The organism is Nonomuraea sp. NPDC001699, from assembly GCF_053596455.1.
In genome coordinates this window covers 909,161-923,804 of the sequence record NZ_JBSFGF010000001.1, presented here as the reverse complement: position 1 = coordinate 923,804, position 14,644 = coordinate 909,161, and the positions used below count along the sequence as shown (strand labels likewise).

Below are 14,644 nucleotides of genomic sequence, written 5' to 3'. Positions count from 1 at the left end.
CTCTTGACCAAATGTGTCCGACACATGGATCCTTACGCAATGACAACGGGGGTGTTGCGAAACCCTGACTTCCTCCGGTTCCTGACTTCACATGTGGGGAACGAACTGGGAGCGAATATCTCGCGCGTGGCCCTCCCGCTCGTTGCGGTCGTCACGCTGCACGCGCAACCGGCCCAGGTGGCCCTGCTGTCCGCGCTCCAGACCACCGCGTTCCTCCTGCTCGGCCTGCCCGCGGGGGTGTGGGTCGACCGGATGCGCCGGCGCCGCGTGATGATGGTCTCCGACTCGGCCAGGTTCCTCCTGCTGGCGACCATTCCGCTGGCGGCGCAGCTGGGCGTGCTGTCGATCGAGATGATGTTCGCGGTCGCCTTCCTGGCCGGCGTGGCGCAGGTGTTCAACGACGTCGCCGACCAGACGTACCTGCCCAGCCTGGTGAGCACGCCGCAGCTCAGCGACGGCAACTCCAAGCTGGAGGTCGTGCGCTCGGGCAGCTTCCTGGCCGGGCCGGGCGTCGGCGGCCTGCTGGTGCAGCTCATCGGCGCACCGCGGACGCTGGTCGCCACCGCGCTGGGCTCGCTGGCGTCGGTGCTGTTCCTCGGCAGCATCAAGACCCCCGACAAGCCGCCGGCATCGGGCGAACGCGAGCCGCTCCTGCGCGGCATCGGCGCGGGCCTGCGCTACGTGTGGCGCGACGGCCTGCTGCGCATGTTCGCCGCGTCCTCGGTGGTGACGAACGTCACGGTCGGCGGCGTGCTCGGCCTGTCGGTGCTGTTCCTGGCCGACGAGGTGGGGCTGGCGCCCGGTCTCATCGGCATGCTGCTCATGTCCGGCGGGTTCGGCGGCGTGGCCGCGGGCCTGCTCGGCGCCCTGCTGTCGAGGCGGATCGGCACGGCCAGGATGACCTGGCTCTCCGTCACCGTGCCGGCGCCCTTCGCCCTGCTGCTGCCGATGACCCAGTCCGACTGGCGGGTGGCGTTCTTCGCCGTCACCTCGATCGCGCTGTCGTGGAGCGCGGCGCTGAGCACCGTCGGCCAGATCACCTACCGGCAGACGACGGTGCCCGAGCATCTGCTGGGCCGGGTCAACGCCTCGTTCCGGTCGTTGATGTGGGGGTCGGTCCCGCTGGGCGCGTTGCTCGGCGGGATCATCGCCCAGCATCTCGGCGTCCGGACGGCCTTGTGGGTGCTGATGTGCGGGCGGGTCGTGTCGTTCGTGCCGCTGCTGTTCTCGCCGCTGCCCCGATTACGCGACTTCGACCAGACTCAGGCCAGCTCGTAGACCGCGCCGCTGCGCGCCAGCTCGATGGGCCCGGCATAGCCGCCCTTCGACGCGTCCTCCAGCACCCTGGCGTTGTCGTTCCACGGCACGAGATGGGTGAGCACGAGTTTGCCGGCGTTCGCCTTGGCCGCGTGCTCGGCCGCCTGACGGCCGGTCAGGTGCAGGTCGGGAGGCAGGTCGGGGCCTTCGACGAACGACGCCTCGCACAGCATGAGATCGGCCCCCGTGGCCAGCCTGACCAGCTCCGCCGACTCCCCGGTGTCCCCCGAGTACGCCACGCACACGTCGTCGGTGGCCACCCTGAACCCGTACGCCTCGACCGGATGGTTCACCAGGCCGGCCGTGACGATGAACGGCCCCACCTCGAACGAGCCGGGCGACAACACCGTGAAGTCGAAGGCGGTCTCCAGGCCGGGCTCGTCCGGCATCCCGTACGCCGCCGCCAGCCGCGCCGGCGCCCCCTCGGGCGCGTAGACCGGCACGGGCGGGTACGGCGCGTCGGGCCCGTACGTGCGGGCCACGTGGTAGCCGCAGACGTCGAGGCAGTGGTCGGCATGCAGATGGGACAGGCAGATGGCGTCCACGTCGTAGAGGCCGATGTGGCGCTGGAGCGCGCCGAGCGACCCGTTGCCGAGGTCGAGCAGCATCCTGAACCCCTCGGCCTCGACGAGATAGCAGGACGCGGGGCTGTCGGGGCCGGGGTAGCTGCCCGAGCATCCGACGATGGTCACCTTCATGTGGGCCTCCCGCTAAGGGTAGTACCCCCCACTGGCGCGACTTCGACCACGTCGATCTCCGGGCCCAGGAATCGCCTGCCCAGGCGGGCGAAGAGCCGGGAGTCGCCGGTGGCGCGGAAGCGGTGCCGGGGGGTGGACTCGCCTCCCGCCGCCAGTCCGCGGTCGTGCAGGATCCGGTAGACGTCCTTGGCCGTCTCGTCGGCGCTGGAGACCAGCGTGACGCCGTCTCCGACGACGTAGGAGATCGCGCCGGTGAGCAGCGGGTAATGGGTGCAGCCGAGGATGAGCGTGTCGCAGCCGGCCGCGCTGATGGGCTCCAGGTAGCCGCGCAGGACGTCGATGAGCTCCTTGCTCATCGTCTCGCCCCGCTCGACGTACTCCACCAGGCGTGGGGCGGCCACGCCGGTGAGCTGCACGTCGGGGGCCGCGGTGAAGGCGTCGTGGTAGGCCAGCGACGTGATGGTGGCCTGGGTGGCGATCACGCCGACCCGGCCGGTGCGGGTGGCGCGGACCGCGCGCCTGGTGGCGGGCTGGATCACCTCGACGACCGGCACGTCGTAGCGTTCGCGGGCGTCGCGCAGCACGGCGGCGCTGGCGCTGTTGCAGGCGATGACGAGCATCTTGACGTCCTGGCCGACGAGGTGGTCCATCACCTCAAGGGCGTAGGCGCGCAGCTCGGCGATGGGCTTCGGCCCGTACGGCTGGCGGGCCGTGTCCGCCACGTAGGTGATCGACTCGTGGGGCAGCTGGTCGATGATCGCGCGTGCGACCGTCAGGCCGCCCACCCCGCTGTCGAAGATCCCAATACTCGCGTCCGGCACGTTCTAGAGGGTAGGCGACCTGCGCGATCAACACTGCGTAAGAATGCTCACACCTGGTGAAGGCGGGACTGTTGTGTTGCTCACATCAGCCCCTTCCGACCCTGGCGAGCTGGCGCGACTGGGCGACCAGGCGGCCCGTGGAGTCCCACACCTCGACCTCCTCGTCGAACCAGCCGTCCGCGATGAGACGGCCGCCGCCGATCAGGGTGAGCCAGCCGGGGGCGGGCAGGGCGCGCAAATGCCAGGTCAGCTCGACGGTTGGCGCCCAGCCGCGGGCGCCGGCGGAGAACACCACGGGCGGCAGCGCGTCCACGGCCAGGGCCAGCACGTACGGGTCGGCGTCCTGCGGCTCGGCCATCCTGAAGTACGCCCGCGACTCCGGCCGGCCCGTGGGGTCGCCCTTCAGCCAGGCGATGGTGGGCGGGTCGAAGCGCATGTCCATCTGGGCGTTGAGCGTCATGTTGTTCTCGGGCTTGGGATCGGGGAGCTTGACGCACTCCTCGACCTGCGGCATGACGACCGAGGGCGCGTCGGTGTAGACGGGATCGGCGCCGGTCAGGGTGGCGGTGGTGATCAGGCTCTCGATCTGCGGCACGCCGTCCTGGACGAGCGTGGCCCTGGCGAACGCGGCCGTGCGGCCCGACTTCAGCGGCTCGACCCTGACCTGGGCGGGGCCGGCGACCGGTGACCTGAGGAACTGCGAGGTGGTGCTCACCGGGTGCTCGAACGGCGAGGCGTCCACGGCGGCGCGCAGGACCACGGCCATCAGGTAACCGCCGTTGAGCGGGCCGCCGATGGAGTATCCGGGGTCGAGGCACACGTCATAGGTGGTCTCGTCGACCCTGATCGCCTGTGTGGCCTCGTCGAACTTGGTCATCCCGCCCTGCCTTCACCGTACGGAACTATATTCTAGTAGTCCCCCACTTTACGCGGGGCTGCGGCGTTCGCACCACGCCGATCCCATATCAGCGCGCCTACCTGGGAAAACACCCTCAGGATGGAACAGTTCGATCATGGCAACTGTCACCGAACTCATCGGTCACTCGGTGTGGGACTCGAACGGGGTGTGGGTCGGTCACGTCGTCGACCTCCGCGTCCACAAGCACAAGGGCGAGCTCCAGCAGAGCCAGACGGTCTACGGGCTGGTCGTCTCGGGGCGGCGCGCGCCCGTCCTGCTCGGGCTCACGCGTGACCGCCATGGCCGCTCCCCCTGGCTGTCCAGGACGCTGGCGCGGACGGTGTACGTCGGGAGCACGTTCGTCCCCTGGGCCTACGTGACGGACTGGACAGGCGGCGAGGTTCACCTCGATGTGCTGAAAAAGGAGTTGAATCGGGCCTAATCCCGACTTCAGCACATTGCAAGCGGCCATCTAGCAACATCAGCTACCTTCTCTGTGGTCAAAAGTCCACATTGTGAGTTGAGTGATGTCTGCGAATAATCCCCCTTACGGCGATGATCCCGACCGCACCACGGCGTACCGAGGCGGCTGGGAGCAGCCGCAGGAGCCGCAGCAGCCGTACCAGCAGCCCTATGGTCAGCAGCCCCCCCAGCCGGGGCAGCCGGCATACAGCCCCCAGTCCGCCTACGGCCAGCAGCCCGCCTACGGCGCCCCGTACGGCGGCCAGGCGCAGCAGAACCAGCAGAACTGGCAGCAGCAACAGCAGCAGACCTGGCCGCCACAGGACCAGTACGCGCAGCAGCAGCAGGGCTGGCAGCAACAGGACCAGTACGCCCAGCAAGGTTGGCAACAGCAGGACCAGCAGGGTTGGCAGCAGCAGGGCCCCGACGGCTTCGGCCCGCCGCAACCGGCGAAGAAGGGCGGCCGCAAGGGCTGGCTGATCGCCGGCGCGGCGGCGCTCGCGGTGGTGCTGCTCGGCGGCGGCGCGGTGTGGGCCGTGGGCGCGATCGGCGGCGGCGGCACGCAGCCGGACGAGGTCCTGCCCGCCAACGCGATCGCCTACGCCCGCCTCGACCTCGACCCGGCCGCCAACCAGAAGCTGGCGCTGTTCCAGCTCGCCAGGAAGTTCACGGTCACCAAGGGCTCCTTCACCGGCGAGGACCCGCGCCAGGCCCTGTTCAACCTGGTCAACGAGAGCGGCGACAAGAAGATCGACTTCGGCAAGGACGTGGACCCGTGGCTGGGCAGCAGGGTCGGCTTCGCCGCCGTGCCCTCGGGCAAGTCCGAGCCCGACTTCGCGGTCGCCGTCCAGGTCAAGGACCAGACGCAGGCCAAGGCGGGCATCGCCAAGCTCATGGACGGCGACAAGTACGGCATCGCCTTCCGCGACGACTACGCGCTGCTGTCCTCGACGCAGGCGCTGGCCGACAAGTTCGCGCAGGGGGAGGCCACCCTCGCCGACAACAACGAGTTCAGCGACGACATGGGCGACGTCGGCGAGCAGGGCGTGCTGTCATTCTGGGCGGACATGGGCGGGCTGGCCAAGCTCACCCCCATCCCCGCCGAGCAGGCCGCGAGCATCGAGCCCATCAAGGACGCCCGCTTCGCCGGCGCGCTGCGCTTCGACAGCGCGTACGTCGAGCTGGCCGGCCTGGTCAGGGGCGCCAAGGGCGTGACCGCGGACGACCTCCAGCCCGCGTCCCTGGGCACGCTGCCCGCGGGCACGGCCGGCGCCGTGTCGGTCTCCGGCATGGACCAGATGATCACCAAGCAGTGGGCCCAGATCCAGAAGTCGGCCGCGGCCAGCGGCGGCGCCGAGGTGCAGCAGCTCCTCGAACAGGCCAAGACCAAGTTCGGCCTCGACCTGCCGGGCGACCTCGCCACGGTGCTCGGCAAGAACTTCACGGTCGCGGTGGACAGCCAGGGTCTGGACGGCGACCAGATCAAGGCCGGCGTCCGCGTCGTCACCGACCCGGCGAAGGCCCAGGCCGTCGTCGCCAAGATCGAGAAGGCGCTGGCGGCGAGCGGGCAGCCCGCTCCGCAGATCGCCAAGGTCCCCGGTGACGGCGTCTTCACGGCGGCGACGAGCGAGGAGTACGCCAAGAAGCTGGCCGAGGAGGGCACGCTGGGCGACTCCGAGACGTTCCAGACCGCGATCCCCAACGCCGGCGAGGCCACCTTCGCGCTGTTCGTGGACCTCGACAAGGTCGAGCACCTGTACCTGCAGAGCATGGACGGCGACGACAAGGCCAACGCGCAGGTCCTGCGGGCGGTCGGCCTGAGCGGCAAGCAGAGCGCCACCGAGGCGGACTTCTCGCTGCGGGTCCTGTTCAACTGACCATGTCGAACTGACCTGGAAGAAGGGGGCGGCCGGACCGGCCGCCCCCTTCTCATGTCGTCAGGCCCAGAGCTGCCCTTCCAGGCGTTCTTCGGCCTCCTCCAGGGTGCCCTCGTAGGCGCCCGTGGACAGGTACTTCCAGCCGCCGTCGGCCACCACGAAGGCGACGTCGGCGCGCTCGCCCGCCTTGACCGCCTTCCTGGCCACGCCCAGCGCGGCGTGCAGCGCGGCGCCGGTCGAGACCCCGGCGAAGATGCCCTCGGCGGCCAGCAGCTCGCGGGTGCGCCGCAGCGCGTCGGCCGAGCCGACCGAGAAGCGGGTGGTCAGCACGGACTCGTCGTAGAGCTCCGGGATGAAGCCCTCGTCGACGTTGCGCAGGCCGTAGACCAGCTCGCCGTAGCGCGGCTCGGCGGCGACGATCTGCACGCCGGGCACGTGCTCGCGCAGGAACCGGCCGACGCCCATCAGCGTGCCCGTGGTGCCGAGCCCGGCCACGAAATGGGTGATCGTGGGCAGGTCGGCCAGGATCTCCGGGCCGGTGGTCTCGTAGTGGGAGCGCCAGTTGGCCGGGTTTCCGTACTGGTAGAGCATCACCCAGGACGGGTTCTCCGCGGCCAGGCCCTTGGCCACGCGCACGGCCTCGTTGGAACCGCCCGCGGCGGGCGAGGAGATGATCTCCGCGCCCCACATGCGCAGGAGCTGCCGGCGCTCCTCGGAGGTGTTCTCCGGCATCACGCAGATCAGCTTGTAGCCCTTGAGCCTGGCCGACATCGCCAGCGAGATGCCGGTGTTGCCGCTGGTGGGCTCAAGGATCGTGCAGCCGGGCGTGAGCAGGCCGTCCTTCTCGGCCTGCTCGATCATCCACAGCGCCGGCCGGTCCTTGATCGACCCGGTCGGGTTGCGGTCTTCGAGCTTGGCCCAGACGCGCACCTCGGGCGAGGGCGACAGCCGGGGCAGCCCGACGAGCGGCGTGCGCCCGACCGAGTCGATCAGCGAGTCGAACCGCATGTCACCCGCCGGCGACGGCGGGCAGCACGGTGACCGTGTCGCCGTCGGACACCGGGGTGCCGAGGCCGCCGAGGAAGCGCACGTCCTCGTCGTTGAGGTAGACGTTGACAAAGCGGCGCAGGCTGCCCTCGTCGACCAGGCGGGCCTTGATGCCGGGGTGCCGGGACTCAAGGTTGCTGATCAGCTCGTCGAGAGTGGCGCCCTCGGCGTCGACGGCCTTGGCGCCGTCGGTGTAGTTACGCAGGATGGTGGGAATGCGAACCTCGATGGCCATCGCGGTCATTCTCCTCTTATCTGGTCGTCGTCCCATCGGCGCCAACACCGAGGGCTGGGTACGGATTCCAGATCAGCGACAGTCGTAGACGACGACGGCCGGAGTGTGCGCGAAGAGGTAGCTCTGCACCGGCCGGACCATCATGGGAGGAATCTTACCTCTTCCTCCTCGATCACTCCGTCGAGGATCCGGTAGGAGCGGAACTCGACCTCGTTCTCGTCCCTGGTCGAGACCAGGACGTAGTGGGCCTGCGGCTCGGAGGCGTAGGACACGTCGGTGCGCGACGGGTACGCCTCGGTGGCGGTGTGGGAGTGGTAGATCACGACGGGCTCCTCGTCGCGGTCGTCCATCTCCCGCCAGACGCGGAACTGCTCCATGGAGTCGAACCGGTAGAACGTGGGCGAACGCTCGGCGTTCTCCATCGGGACGAACCGCTCGGGAACGCCGTTCCTACCCGCGATCACACCGCACGCCTCGTCGGGATGGTCGGCCCGCGCGTGCGCGACGATCTTGTCCACCAGTTCCTGCGAGATCGTGAGCATGCCCGGAAGCTACCAGAGGGCGCGTACCAGGCTGTCTTGGAGGTAGGTCAGCCAGTCGTAGGTGACGTAGGCCGGGTAGCGGGGGTCGTCCTCGGACATCGTGGCGATCTCGTCGTGGACCTCCTCGGTCACGTCGAGCTTGGTGCCGAGCGTCAGGCGGACGTCGTTGAGCGAGCGCAGCCACGCCTGGGCCTGCTCGGGCGTCAGGTCGGCGCGACCTGAGCGCGCGGTCTCCAGGACGGTCCGGGCGTCGGCGCGCTTGCCGTCGCGCAGCGTGGCCTCGGTGTAGCGGCGGAACTCCGTGGCCTCCTTCTCGTCCTCGTACGCCGAGGGGAACAGCCGGGCCAGCACCGGATCGGTCGGCGCCTGGGCCGCCCCGATGCCGAGCGCCCGCTCCAGCGGATCGTCGCTGGTCTCGCCCGGCGACACCAGGCCGAGCAACATCGAGACGAGCGAGCGCAGCAGCGAGACCTCCGCCGCCTCGAACCGCGCGATGACCGAGCCGTCCTGCCCGGCCGAGAACCCCGAACTCACCGCCGCCGCCTCACTTGACCGAATCCGGCTGGACCGTCGCCCACAGGCCGTAGGAGTGAAGAATCTGCACATCGCGTTCCATCTCTTCGCGCGTGCCACTGGACACGACCGCCTTGCCCTTTTGGTGGACGTCCAGCATCAGTTTCTCCGCCTTCTCCTTGGTATAGCCGAAGACGGTTTGGAAGACATAGGTCACGTAGGACATGAGGTTGACCGGGTCGTTCCAGACGATGGTCACCCATGGCAGATCGGGCCGGACGTCCGATGACGGACGCTCGACGGTGATTGGAGCGGTGCTACCCACATCCCCGAGTCTGCCCTATCTGGGCCGTAGTCTTCGAGTCGTGAGAATGACCATGAGCACTGCGTTGCTCACAGATCACTATGAGCTGACGATGCTCCAGGCGGCGCTGCGCAGCGGTGCCGCGCACCGGCGCGCGGTCTTCGAGGTGTTCGCCCGGCATCTGCCGGGCGGGCGCCGGTACGGGGTCGTGGCCGGCGTAGGACGCATCCTGGACGAGCTCGAACGCTTCCGTTTCGGTGACGAAGAACTCACTTTTCTCCGCGAGCAGGAGGTGGTCGACGAATCGACTCTGGCGTTTCTCGCCGATTACCGGTTTTCCGGGAACGTCTACGGCTACCGCGAGGGCGACCTCTACTTCCCCGCCTCCCCGATCATGATCGTCGAGGGCACCTTCGCCGAGGCCGTGCTGCTGGAGACGCTGACGCTGTCGATCCTCAACCACGACTGCGCCATCGCCTCGGCCGCCTCCCGCATGACCAACGCCGCCGGCAAGCGCCCGCTGATCGAGATGGGCTCGCGCCGCACGCACGAGTACGCCGCCGTCGCCGCCGCCCGCGCCGCCTACATCGCCGGATTCGCCTCCACCTCCAACCTCATGGCCGGCCACCGGTACGGGGTCCCCACCGCGGGCACGGCCGCACACGCCTTCACCCTGCTGCACGACTCCGAGCGCGACGCGTTCGAGGCCCAGATCGCCTCACTCGGCGCGGAGACGACGCTGCTGGTGGACACCTACGACGTGCAGCAGGCGGTGCGCACGGCGGTCGAGCTGGCCGGGAACAAGCTGGGCGCGGTCCGCATCGACTCCGGCGACCTGGCCGCCGCCGCGCAGGAGGTGCGCGAGCTGCTCGACTCGCTCGGCGCCTTCGACACCCGCATCGTGGTCACCTCCGACCTCGACGAGTACGCCATCGCCGCGCTCGCCGCCGCCCCCGTGGACGGCTACGGCGTGGGCACCTCCCTCGTGACCGGGTCCGGCGTCCCCACGGCGGCCCTGGTGTACAAGCTGGTGGCGCGGGAGACCGGGGCGGGCCGGCTGGAGGCCGTGGCCAAGCGCTCGGTCGGCAAGCCGTCGCGCGGCGGGCGCAAGGAGGCGTACCGGCTGCTCGACGCGGGCGGGCACATCGAGACCGAGCTGATCACCACCGGCGGCGTCGTCCCCGACGGCGGCATCCCCCTGCTGCACGAGCTGGTGCGCGACGGCGAGATCGTCGGCCGGGAACCCCTCTCGGCCGCCCGCGACCGCCACGCCGAGGCCGTCGCGCTGCTCCCCCAGGAGGCGCTGCACCTCGGCAGGGGGTATGCGGCGATCCCCACGGAGTTCGTCTGACGTATCGTGCTCTTATGGGCACCGCGTTGATCATCGTCGATGTGCAGAACGACTTCTGCGAGGGTGGGAGCCTGGCCGTGGCCGGCGGCTCCGAGGTGGCCGCCGAGATCACCCGCCATCTCAGCGAGCACGGCTACGACCACGTCGTGGCCACCCGTGACCACCACGTCGAGCCCGGCACCCACTTCTCGGACACCCCCGACTACGTCACGACCTGGCCCGCCCACTGCGTGGCCGGCACCCCCGGCGCCGACTTCCACCCCTCCTTCGACGTCTCGGAGGTGGAGGAGGTCTTCAGCAAGGGCTCCTACGCGGCCGCCTACAGCGGCTTCGAGGGCACCTCGGGCGACGGCGCGCCGCTGGCCGACTGGCTGCGCGAGCACGGGGTGACCGAGGTCGACGTGGTGGGCATCGCCACCGACCACTGCGTCCGCGCCACCGCGCTCGACGCGGTGGCCAACGGGCTGGCCGTACGCGTGCTGCTCGACCTCACCGCGGGCGTCTCCCCGGCCACCACGCAGTCGGCCATGGCCCAGATGGAGGCCGCGGGCGTGACGCTGACGGGCGCCCCCAAGGAAGGCTGACCGGCCCCTTGACCTCACCGGCCACCGCCGGGACTTCGCCATGCCCGCACTGATCACGGACGGTACACAGTGCGCAACCCTGCGGTCATGTGATATCCAAGGATGACCTAACCCCTCCGCAGTCGAAGTAGTACGTAGAGTCATATCTCTTCATCCTGTGCGAGGTTCCTCAATGCTTGCCATCTCCCTGGGCGCGGCCTGGCTGCTCCTCACCCCTCTCGCCCTCTGGGTGCTCGTCAAGGGCCGTCCGGGGGCGCGGGTGGGGGCGGTCGTGACACTGGCGCTGCTGGAGGTCGCGACGGTCGCGATGAGCGACGTGCCCGCCGGCCGTGGCCCCACGGTCGTGGCCCATGACATGCCGCCCGCGCCGGCGCTGCCCGCGTGCGACGAGCGCACCCCGATCCCCCAGTGGGCCACGGTCGGCGGGCACGTCGGCCGGCGGCTCGTGCTGTCGTGGACGGCCGCGCCGCACGAGTGCGCGACGGCCAAGGTGATCGCCCGTCCCGAGGGCCGCCGGTTGCTGGTGTGGGTGCACGAGGGTCCACTGAGCGGCGACCATGAGGGCGTACGCGTCCTTCCCGTCCGCGTCAAGGACGGCCGGGCCGCGCTGACGGTCCCGCTCCCGGCCGACGAGCGGTACATTCCGGTGGACGGCCGCTCCGGCAGGCGCATCCCGGCCCCCGCGCGCCTCTAGAGAGTCGCGACGGCCAGCCGCAGGGCGTCGTCGAACCTGGCGAACACCTCGAACGCGTGCCGCAACCCGGTGATCGACAACACCCGAGCCATCACCCCGTGCACCCCCGCGAGCAGCAGCCGGGTGCCCCTCGACTCGCACCGCTGCATGACCTCGACGAGCTCGTTCATGCCCATCGAGTCGCAGAAGGCGACCTCGCCGAGGTCCAGGATCAGGAACGGCTTGGCGGGCAGCTCCCAGATGCGCAGCAGGTGCTCGCGCAGGATCGGGATGGCGTAGACGTCGAGCTCCCCTTCGAGCCGGACGATGACGGCGTTCCGGGAGAGGCCGGAGGTGACGGTCAGCGTCGACTTGCCGGGGGCCTCAGACGACATGGGCAAGATCCTTCTGGTATCCCGAGACAGCCAAGAGGGTTCTTGCCGTTCTGGCCGGCCTTCTAACGGAAGGTCACTGCTCTGTGTCCAAATGTGCAGGGTCCCCCACCGGCCCTTCGCCGGTTCGCGGGAACCGGCGAAGGGGGTGCGGCTAGCGTCGCTGGGTGGCCCAGCGGCGGATGGCGTCGATGCGTTCCTGGATCTGCTCGGACGTTGCCTGCGCGATCGGCGGGCCGCCGCACGTGCGGCGCAGCTCGGCGTGGATGACCCCGTGGGGCTGGCCCGTGCGGTGGTTCCAGGCGCCCACCAGGCCGTTGAGCTCGCGGCGCAGCTCGGCGATCTGCTCGTGGGGGGCCAAGGTCTCCTTGGGCTGCTCGGCCGGGCCCTGCCTGCGCTTGGCGGCCTGCTGGTCGGACTGGCGCTTGCGGAGCAGGGTGGCCACCTGGTCGGGCTCAAGGAGGCCGGGCAGGCCCAGGAAGTCCTCCTCCTCGGCCGAGCCGATCTCCGCGCCGGTGCCGAACTCGCCGCCGTCGAAGAGCACCCGGTCGAAGGTGGCCGAGGTCTCCATCGTCTCGAACGGCAGCTCGTCGCCCAGGACGTCGGGGTTGTCCTTCTGACGGTTGGCCTGCTCCAGCAGGCTGTCGTCGAGGCCGTCCTCCGGAGGCTTCCTGTTGAGCACGTGGTCGCGCTCGACCTCCATCTCGTTGGCCAGCCCCATGAGGGTGGGCACCGAGGGGAGGAAGACCGAGGCCGTCTCGCCGCGCTTGCGGGCGCGGACGAAGCGGCCCACGGCCTGGGCGAAGAAGAGCGGGGTCGAGGTCGAGGTGGCGTAGACGCCCACGCACAGGCGCGGGATGTCGACGCCCTCGGACACCATGCGGACGGCCACCAGCCAGCGGTCTTCGGAGGCGGCGAACTGCTTGATCTTCTTGGACGCCCCCGGGTCGTCGGACAGGACGACCGTCGCGCCCTCGCCGGTGATGTTGCGCAGGTGGCGGGAGTAGGCCCGGGCGGTCTCGTGGTCGGTGGCGATCACCAGGCCGCCCGCGTCGGGCACGCCCCGGCGGACCTCGGTCAGGCGGCGGTCGGCGGCCTGCATGACCTGGCGGATCCAGTCGCCCTTGGGGTCGAGCGCGGCCCGCCACGCCTGGGAGAGCTGGTCCTTGGTGAGCGGGGTGCCGAGCGTCGCGGCGATCTCGTCGCCCGCGCGGGTGCGCCACTTCATCTCGCCGGAGTAGGCCAGGAAGATCACCGGACGCACGACGCCGTCGTCGAGCGCCGGGCCGTAGCCGTAGGAGAAGTCGGAGACGCTGCGCTTGACGCCCTCGGCGTCCTCCTCGTAGCCGACGAACGGGATCGGGTTGTCGTCGGACCTGAACGGCGTGCCGGTGAGCTGGAGCCGGCGGGTGGCGGGCTCGAACGCCTCGCGCACGCCGTCGCCCCACGACTTGGCGTCGCCCGCGTGGTGGATCTCGTCGAAGATGACCAGGGTCTTGCGGGCCTCGGTGCGCGCCCGGTGGAGCGCGGGGTGCATCGCGACCTGCGCGTACGTCACCGCCACCCCGGTGTAGTCGCGCGAGGTGGTGCCCTGGCTGTTCTTGAACTCGGGGTCGATGCCGATGCCGACCCGGGCGGCGGCGTCGGCCCACTGGCGCTTGAGGTGCTCGGTGGGCGTGACGACGGTGACGGCCCTGATCACACCGTTGGCCAGCAGCTCGCTGGCGATGCGCAGGGCGTAGGTCGTCTTGCCCGCGCCGGGGGTGGCCACGGTGAGGAAGTCACGCGGCTCGCGCCTGAAGTACAGGTCGAACGCCTGCTGCTGCCAGGCGCGCAGCTTGGGCGCGGTGCCCCACGCGGCGCGGTCTGGATAGGAAGGCGAAAGGTGGGACGCGGCGAAGGTGCTCACCGCATCACCTCTGGGGTTCGTGTGCTTCGCTCTCTCACAGTGACCCAAGGGTAATCGGGCTCACCGACAAGACGTGCCGTGCACCGAGGATTCTGGCCAAGGTCTTCCCTACGTGCTATGTGGCTTATCTGAAGCTCGTCATCACCGCGTCCAGCGCCTGTCTGCCGGTGGTCGCCTCGGGCTGGAGCAGCCCGAGGAGCAGTACCGCGCGGCCCGCGCGGGTGAGAAGCATCACGCGCAGGAAGGCGGGCCGGTTGACGACGTCCTGGTACTCGGCCCGCAGCGCCCTGGTGTGCCCCTGCGGGATGTCGCGGTCGTCGACGACCGTGACCTTGTCGCCCTTGAGCAGCAGCCTGGAGTACAGCTCGGCGGCCTCCCCGGCGGCCTTCTTGGCGTTCGGCACGGGGTCGGGCACCCGCATGGCCATGACCAGCGCGCCGTTCCCGTCCCTGGCGACCGACGTGAAGCCGGTGACCGGCGGGATCGTGCCGGCGCTCCAGCCGGGCGGCAGCCGCAGTGACACGCCCGCCACGGCGTCGCTGAGCCGGTCGGACTCCGGCGGCGGCGCGGTGAACCGGGACGCCACCGTACTCACCCCCGCGACCAGCCCCGCCACCGCCGCCACCGCCGCCACGGCGACCAGGGCCCCGGCCACGCGCCGTCCGCGCCTCGGGGGCTCCTCCAGCGGCCCGGGGTCGGCCGGGGTGCCGTAGAACCGCGCCGAGGGCGGCAGCGGCTCGGAGGCGGCCGGCGGGTCGAGCGGGGCGGTCCTGCGGATCCGCGGGTTCCACGCCGTCTCCCGCTCGTACGGGTCGCGCCCGCGGCGGGGCGGCCAGGGGGCCTCCTCCGCGTCCTCGTCGGGGTCGTCCGGGGGGTCCGCGTCCTGGGGAGGAGTGCGGCGGTGCCGGGGCCCGGAAGCGGGGGGCCAGACCCGGTGATCATCCTCCATGACACCTCCTCGTCCCGTTGTCCTATCACTCCTCGGGACGAAGATCTGGCGATCCGTGATCACTGTGGCGGG

The 14,644-nt window shown here is 70.4% G+C and carries 17 protein-coding genes; 6 read left to right on the top strand and 11 right to left on the bottom strand.

Features of this window, described 5'->3' with window-relative positions; all coding sequences use genetic code 11:
* Nucleotides 1-24: 24 nt before the first annotated feature.
* On the top strand, nucleotides 25-1,278 hold the full coding sequence (locus ACWCSU_RS04445; protein WP_357695224.1) for an MFS transporter: 1,254 nt from the start codon (nucleotides 25-27) through the stop codon (nucleotides 1,276-1,278).
* Here the strand turns inward: ACWCSU_RS04445 and ACWCSU_RS04440 are convergent.
* The 3 genes from ACWCSU_RS04440 to ACWCSU_RS04430 all read right to left on the bottom strand — a co-directional run bounded on the left by ACWCSU_RS04440 (nucleotide 1,263) and on the right by ACWCSU_RS04430 (nucleotide 3,713).
* Nucleotides 1,263-2,015 carry an MBL fold metallo-hydrolase gene (locus ACWCSU_RS04440; RefSeq protein WP_357695222.1) on the bottom strand — a complete coding sequence of 251 codons (753 nt, stop codon included), beginning with the start codon at nucleotides 2,013-2,015 and terminating at the stop codon, nucleotides 1,263-1,265. The two genes, ACWCSU_RS04445 and ACWCSU_RS04440, sit on opposite strands and share 16 nt — an antisense overlap.
* Nucleotides 2,012-2,836 carry a glutamate racemase gene (murI, locus tag ACWCSU_RS04435; protein ID WP_449933490.1) on the bottom strand — a complete coding sequence of 275 codons (825 nt, stop codon included), beginning with the start codon at nucleotides 2,834-2,836 and terminating at the stop codon, nucleotides 2,012-2,014. Before murI ends, ACWCSU_RS04440 begins: the two co-directional genes overlap by 4 nt.
* An 85-nt stretch (nucleotides 2,837-2,921) precedes the next feature.
* Complete coding sequence (locus tag ACWCSU_RS04430; RefSeq protein WP_364088903.1) at nucleotides 2,922-3,713, bottom strand: thioesterase family protein; 792 nt, start codon at nucleotides 3,711-3,713, stop codon at nucleotides 2,922-2,924.
* Between the two features lie 136 nt (nucleotides 3,714-3,849).
* Here ACWCSU_RS04430 and ACWCSU_RS04425 point away from each other — a divergent pair, with 136 nt between their 5' ends.
* Nucleotides 3,850-4,176, top strand: coding sequence for a hypothetical protein (locus ACWCSU_RS04425; RefSeq protein WP_357695216.1), 327 nt, complete (start codon nucleotides 3,850-3,852; stop codon nucleotides 4,174-4,176).
* An 85-nt stretch (nucleotides 4,177-4,261) separates the two neighbouring features.
* Entirely contained in the window at nucleotides 4,262-6,073 is a 1,812-nt protein-coding gene (locus ACWCSU_RS04420) for a DUF3352 domain-containing protein (protein WP_449933735.1), read from the top strand.
* Between the two features lie 60 nt (nucleotides 6,074-6,133).
* Here the strand turns inward: ACWCSU_RS04420 and ACWCSU_RS04415 are convergent, their stop codons facing one another.
* The 5 genes from ACWCSU_RS04415 to clpS form a co-directional block, all read right to left on the bottom strand.
* Nucleotides 6,134-7,081 (bottom strand): PLP-dependent cysteine synthase family protein, encoded by a 948-nt coding sequence (locus tag ACWCSU_RS04415; RefSeq protein WP_364088906.1) that lies wholly within the window; start codon nucleotides 7,079-7,081, stop codon nucleotides 6,134-6,136.
* Nucleotide 7,082: 1 nt separating this feature from the next.
* Nucleotides 7,083-7,355, bottom strand: coding sequence for a MoaD/ThiS family protein (locus tag ACWCSU_RS04410; protein ID WP_357695212.1), 273 nt, complete (start codon nucleotides 7,353-7,355; stop codon nucleotides 7,083-7,085).
* A gap of 140 nt (nucleotides 7,356-7,495) precedes the next feature.
* Complete coding sequence (locus tag ACWCSU_RS04405) at nucleotides 7,496-7,897, bottom strand: M67 family metallopeptidase (RefSeq protein ID WP_357695210.1); 402 nt, start codon at nucleotides 7,895-7,897, stop codon at nucleotides 7,496-7,498.
* 9 nt (nucleotides 7,898-7,906) lie between these two features.
* Nucleotides 7,907-8,431, bottom strand: a complete 525-nt coding sequence (locus ACWCSU_RS04400) for a DUF2017 domain-containing protein (RefSeq protein WP_449933487.1) — start codon at nucleotides 8,429-8,431, stop codon at nucleotides 7,907-7,909.
* A gap of 10 nt (nucleotides 8,432-8,441) precedes the next feature.
* Nucleotides 8,442-8,735, bottom strand: coding sequence for an ATP-dependent Clp protease adapter ClpS (gene clpS / locus ACWCSU_RS04395; RefSeq protein WP_352350112.1), 294 nt, complete (start codon nucleotides 8,733-8,735; stop codon nucleotides 8,442-8,444).
* Between the two features lie 46 nt (nucleotides 8,736-8,781).
* Here clpS and ACWCSU_RS04390 point away from each other — a divergent pair, with 46 nt between their 5' ends.
* The 3 genes from ACWCSU_RS04390 (at nucleotide 8,782) to ACWCSU_RS04380 (ending at nucleotide 11,343) form a co-directional block, all read left to right on the top strand.
* A complete protein-coding gene (locus ACWCSU_RS04390; RefSeq protein ID WP_449933484.1) occupies nucleotides 8,782-10,065 on the top strand; it encodes a nicotinate phosphoribosyltransferase in 1,284 nt (427 codons plus the stop codon).
* A 14-nt stretch (nucleotides 10,066-10,079) separates the two neighbouring features.
* Nucleotides 10,080-10,649, top strand: a complete 570-nt coding sequence (locus ACWCSU_RS04385) for a nicotinamidase (RefSeq protein ID WP_364088915.1) — start codon at nucleotides 10,080-10,082, stop codon at nucleotides 10,647-10,649.
* 172 nt (nucleotides 10,650-10,821) lie between these two features.
* Nucleotides 10,822-11,343 (top strand): hypothetical protein, encoded by a 522-nt coding sequence (locus ACWCSU_RS04380; protein ID WP_357695202.1) that lies wholly within the window; start codon nucleotides 10,822-10,824, stop codon nucleotides 11,341-11,343.
* Here the strand turns inward: ACWCSU_RS04380 and ACWCSU_RS04375 are convergent.
* From ACWCSU_RS04375 to ACWCSU_RS04365, 3 genes are all read right to left on the bottom strand, one after another.
* On the bottom strand, nucleotides 11,340-11,717 hold the full coding sequence (locus ACWCSU_RS04375) for an STAS domain-containing protein (RefSeq protein WP_357695200.1): 378 nt from the start codon (nucleotides 11,715-11,717) through the stop codon (nucleotides 11,340-11,342). The two genes, ACWCSU_RS04380 and ACWCSU_RS04375, sit on opposite strands and share 4 nt — an antisense overlap.
* Before the next feature lie 151 nt (nucleotides 11,718-11,868).
* The gene (locus ACWCSU_RS04370; protein ID WP_397040123.1) at nucleotides 11,869-13,623 is read right to left on the bottom strand and encodes a DEAD/DEAH box helicase; all 1,755 of its coding nucleotides are present in this window, start codon (nucleotides 13,621-13,623) and stop codon (nucleotides 11,869-11,871) included.
* A gap of 124 nt (nucleotides 13,624-13,747) precedes the next feature.
* A complete protein-coding gene (locus ACWCSU_RS04365; protein WP_449933481.1) occupies nucleotides 13,748-14,572 on the bottom strand; it encodes a hypothetical protein in 825 nt (274 codons plus the stop codon).
* Between the last annotated feature and the right edge of the window lie 72 nt (nucleotides 14,573-14,644).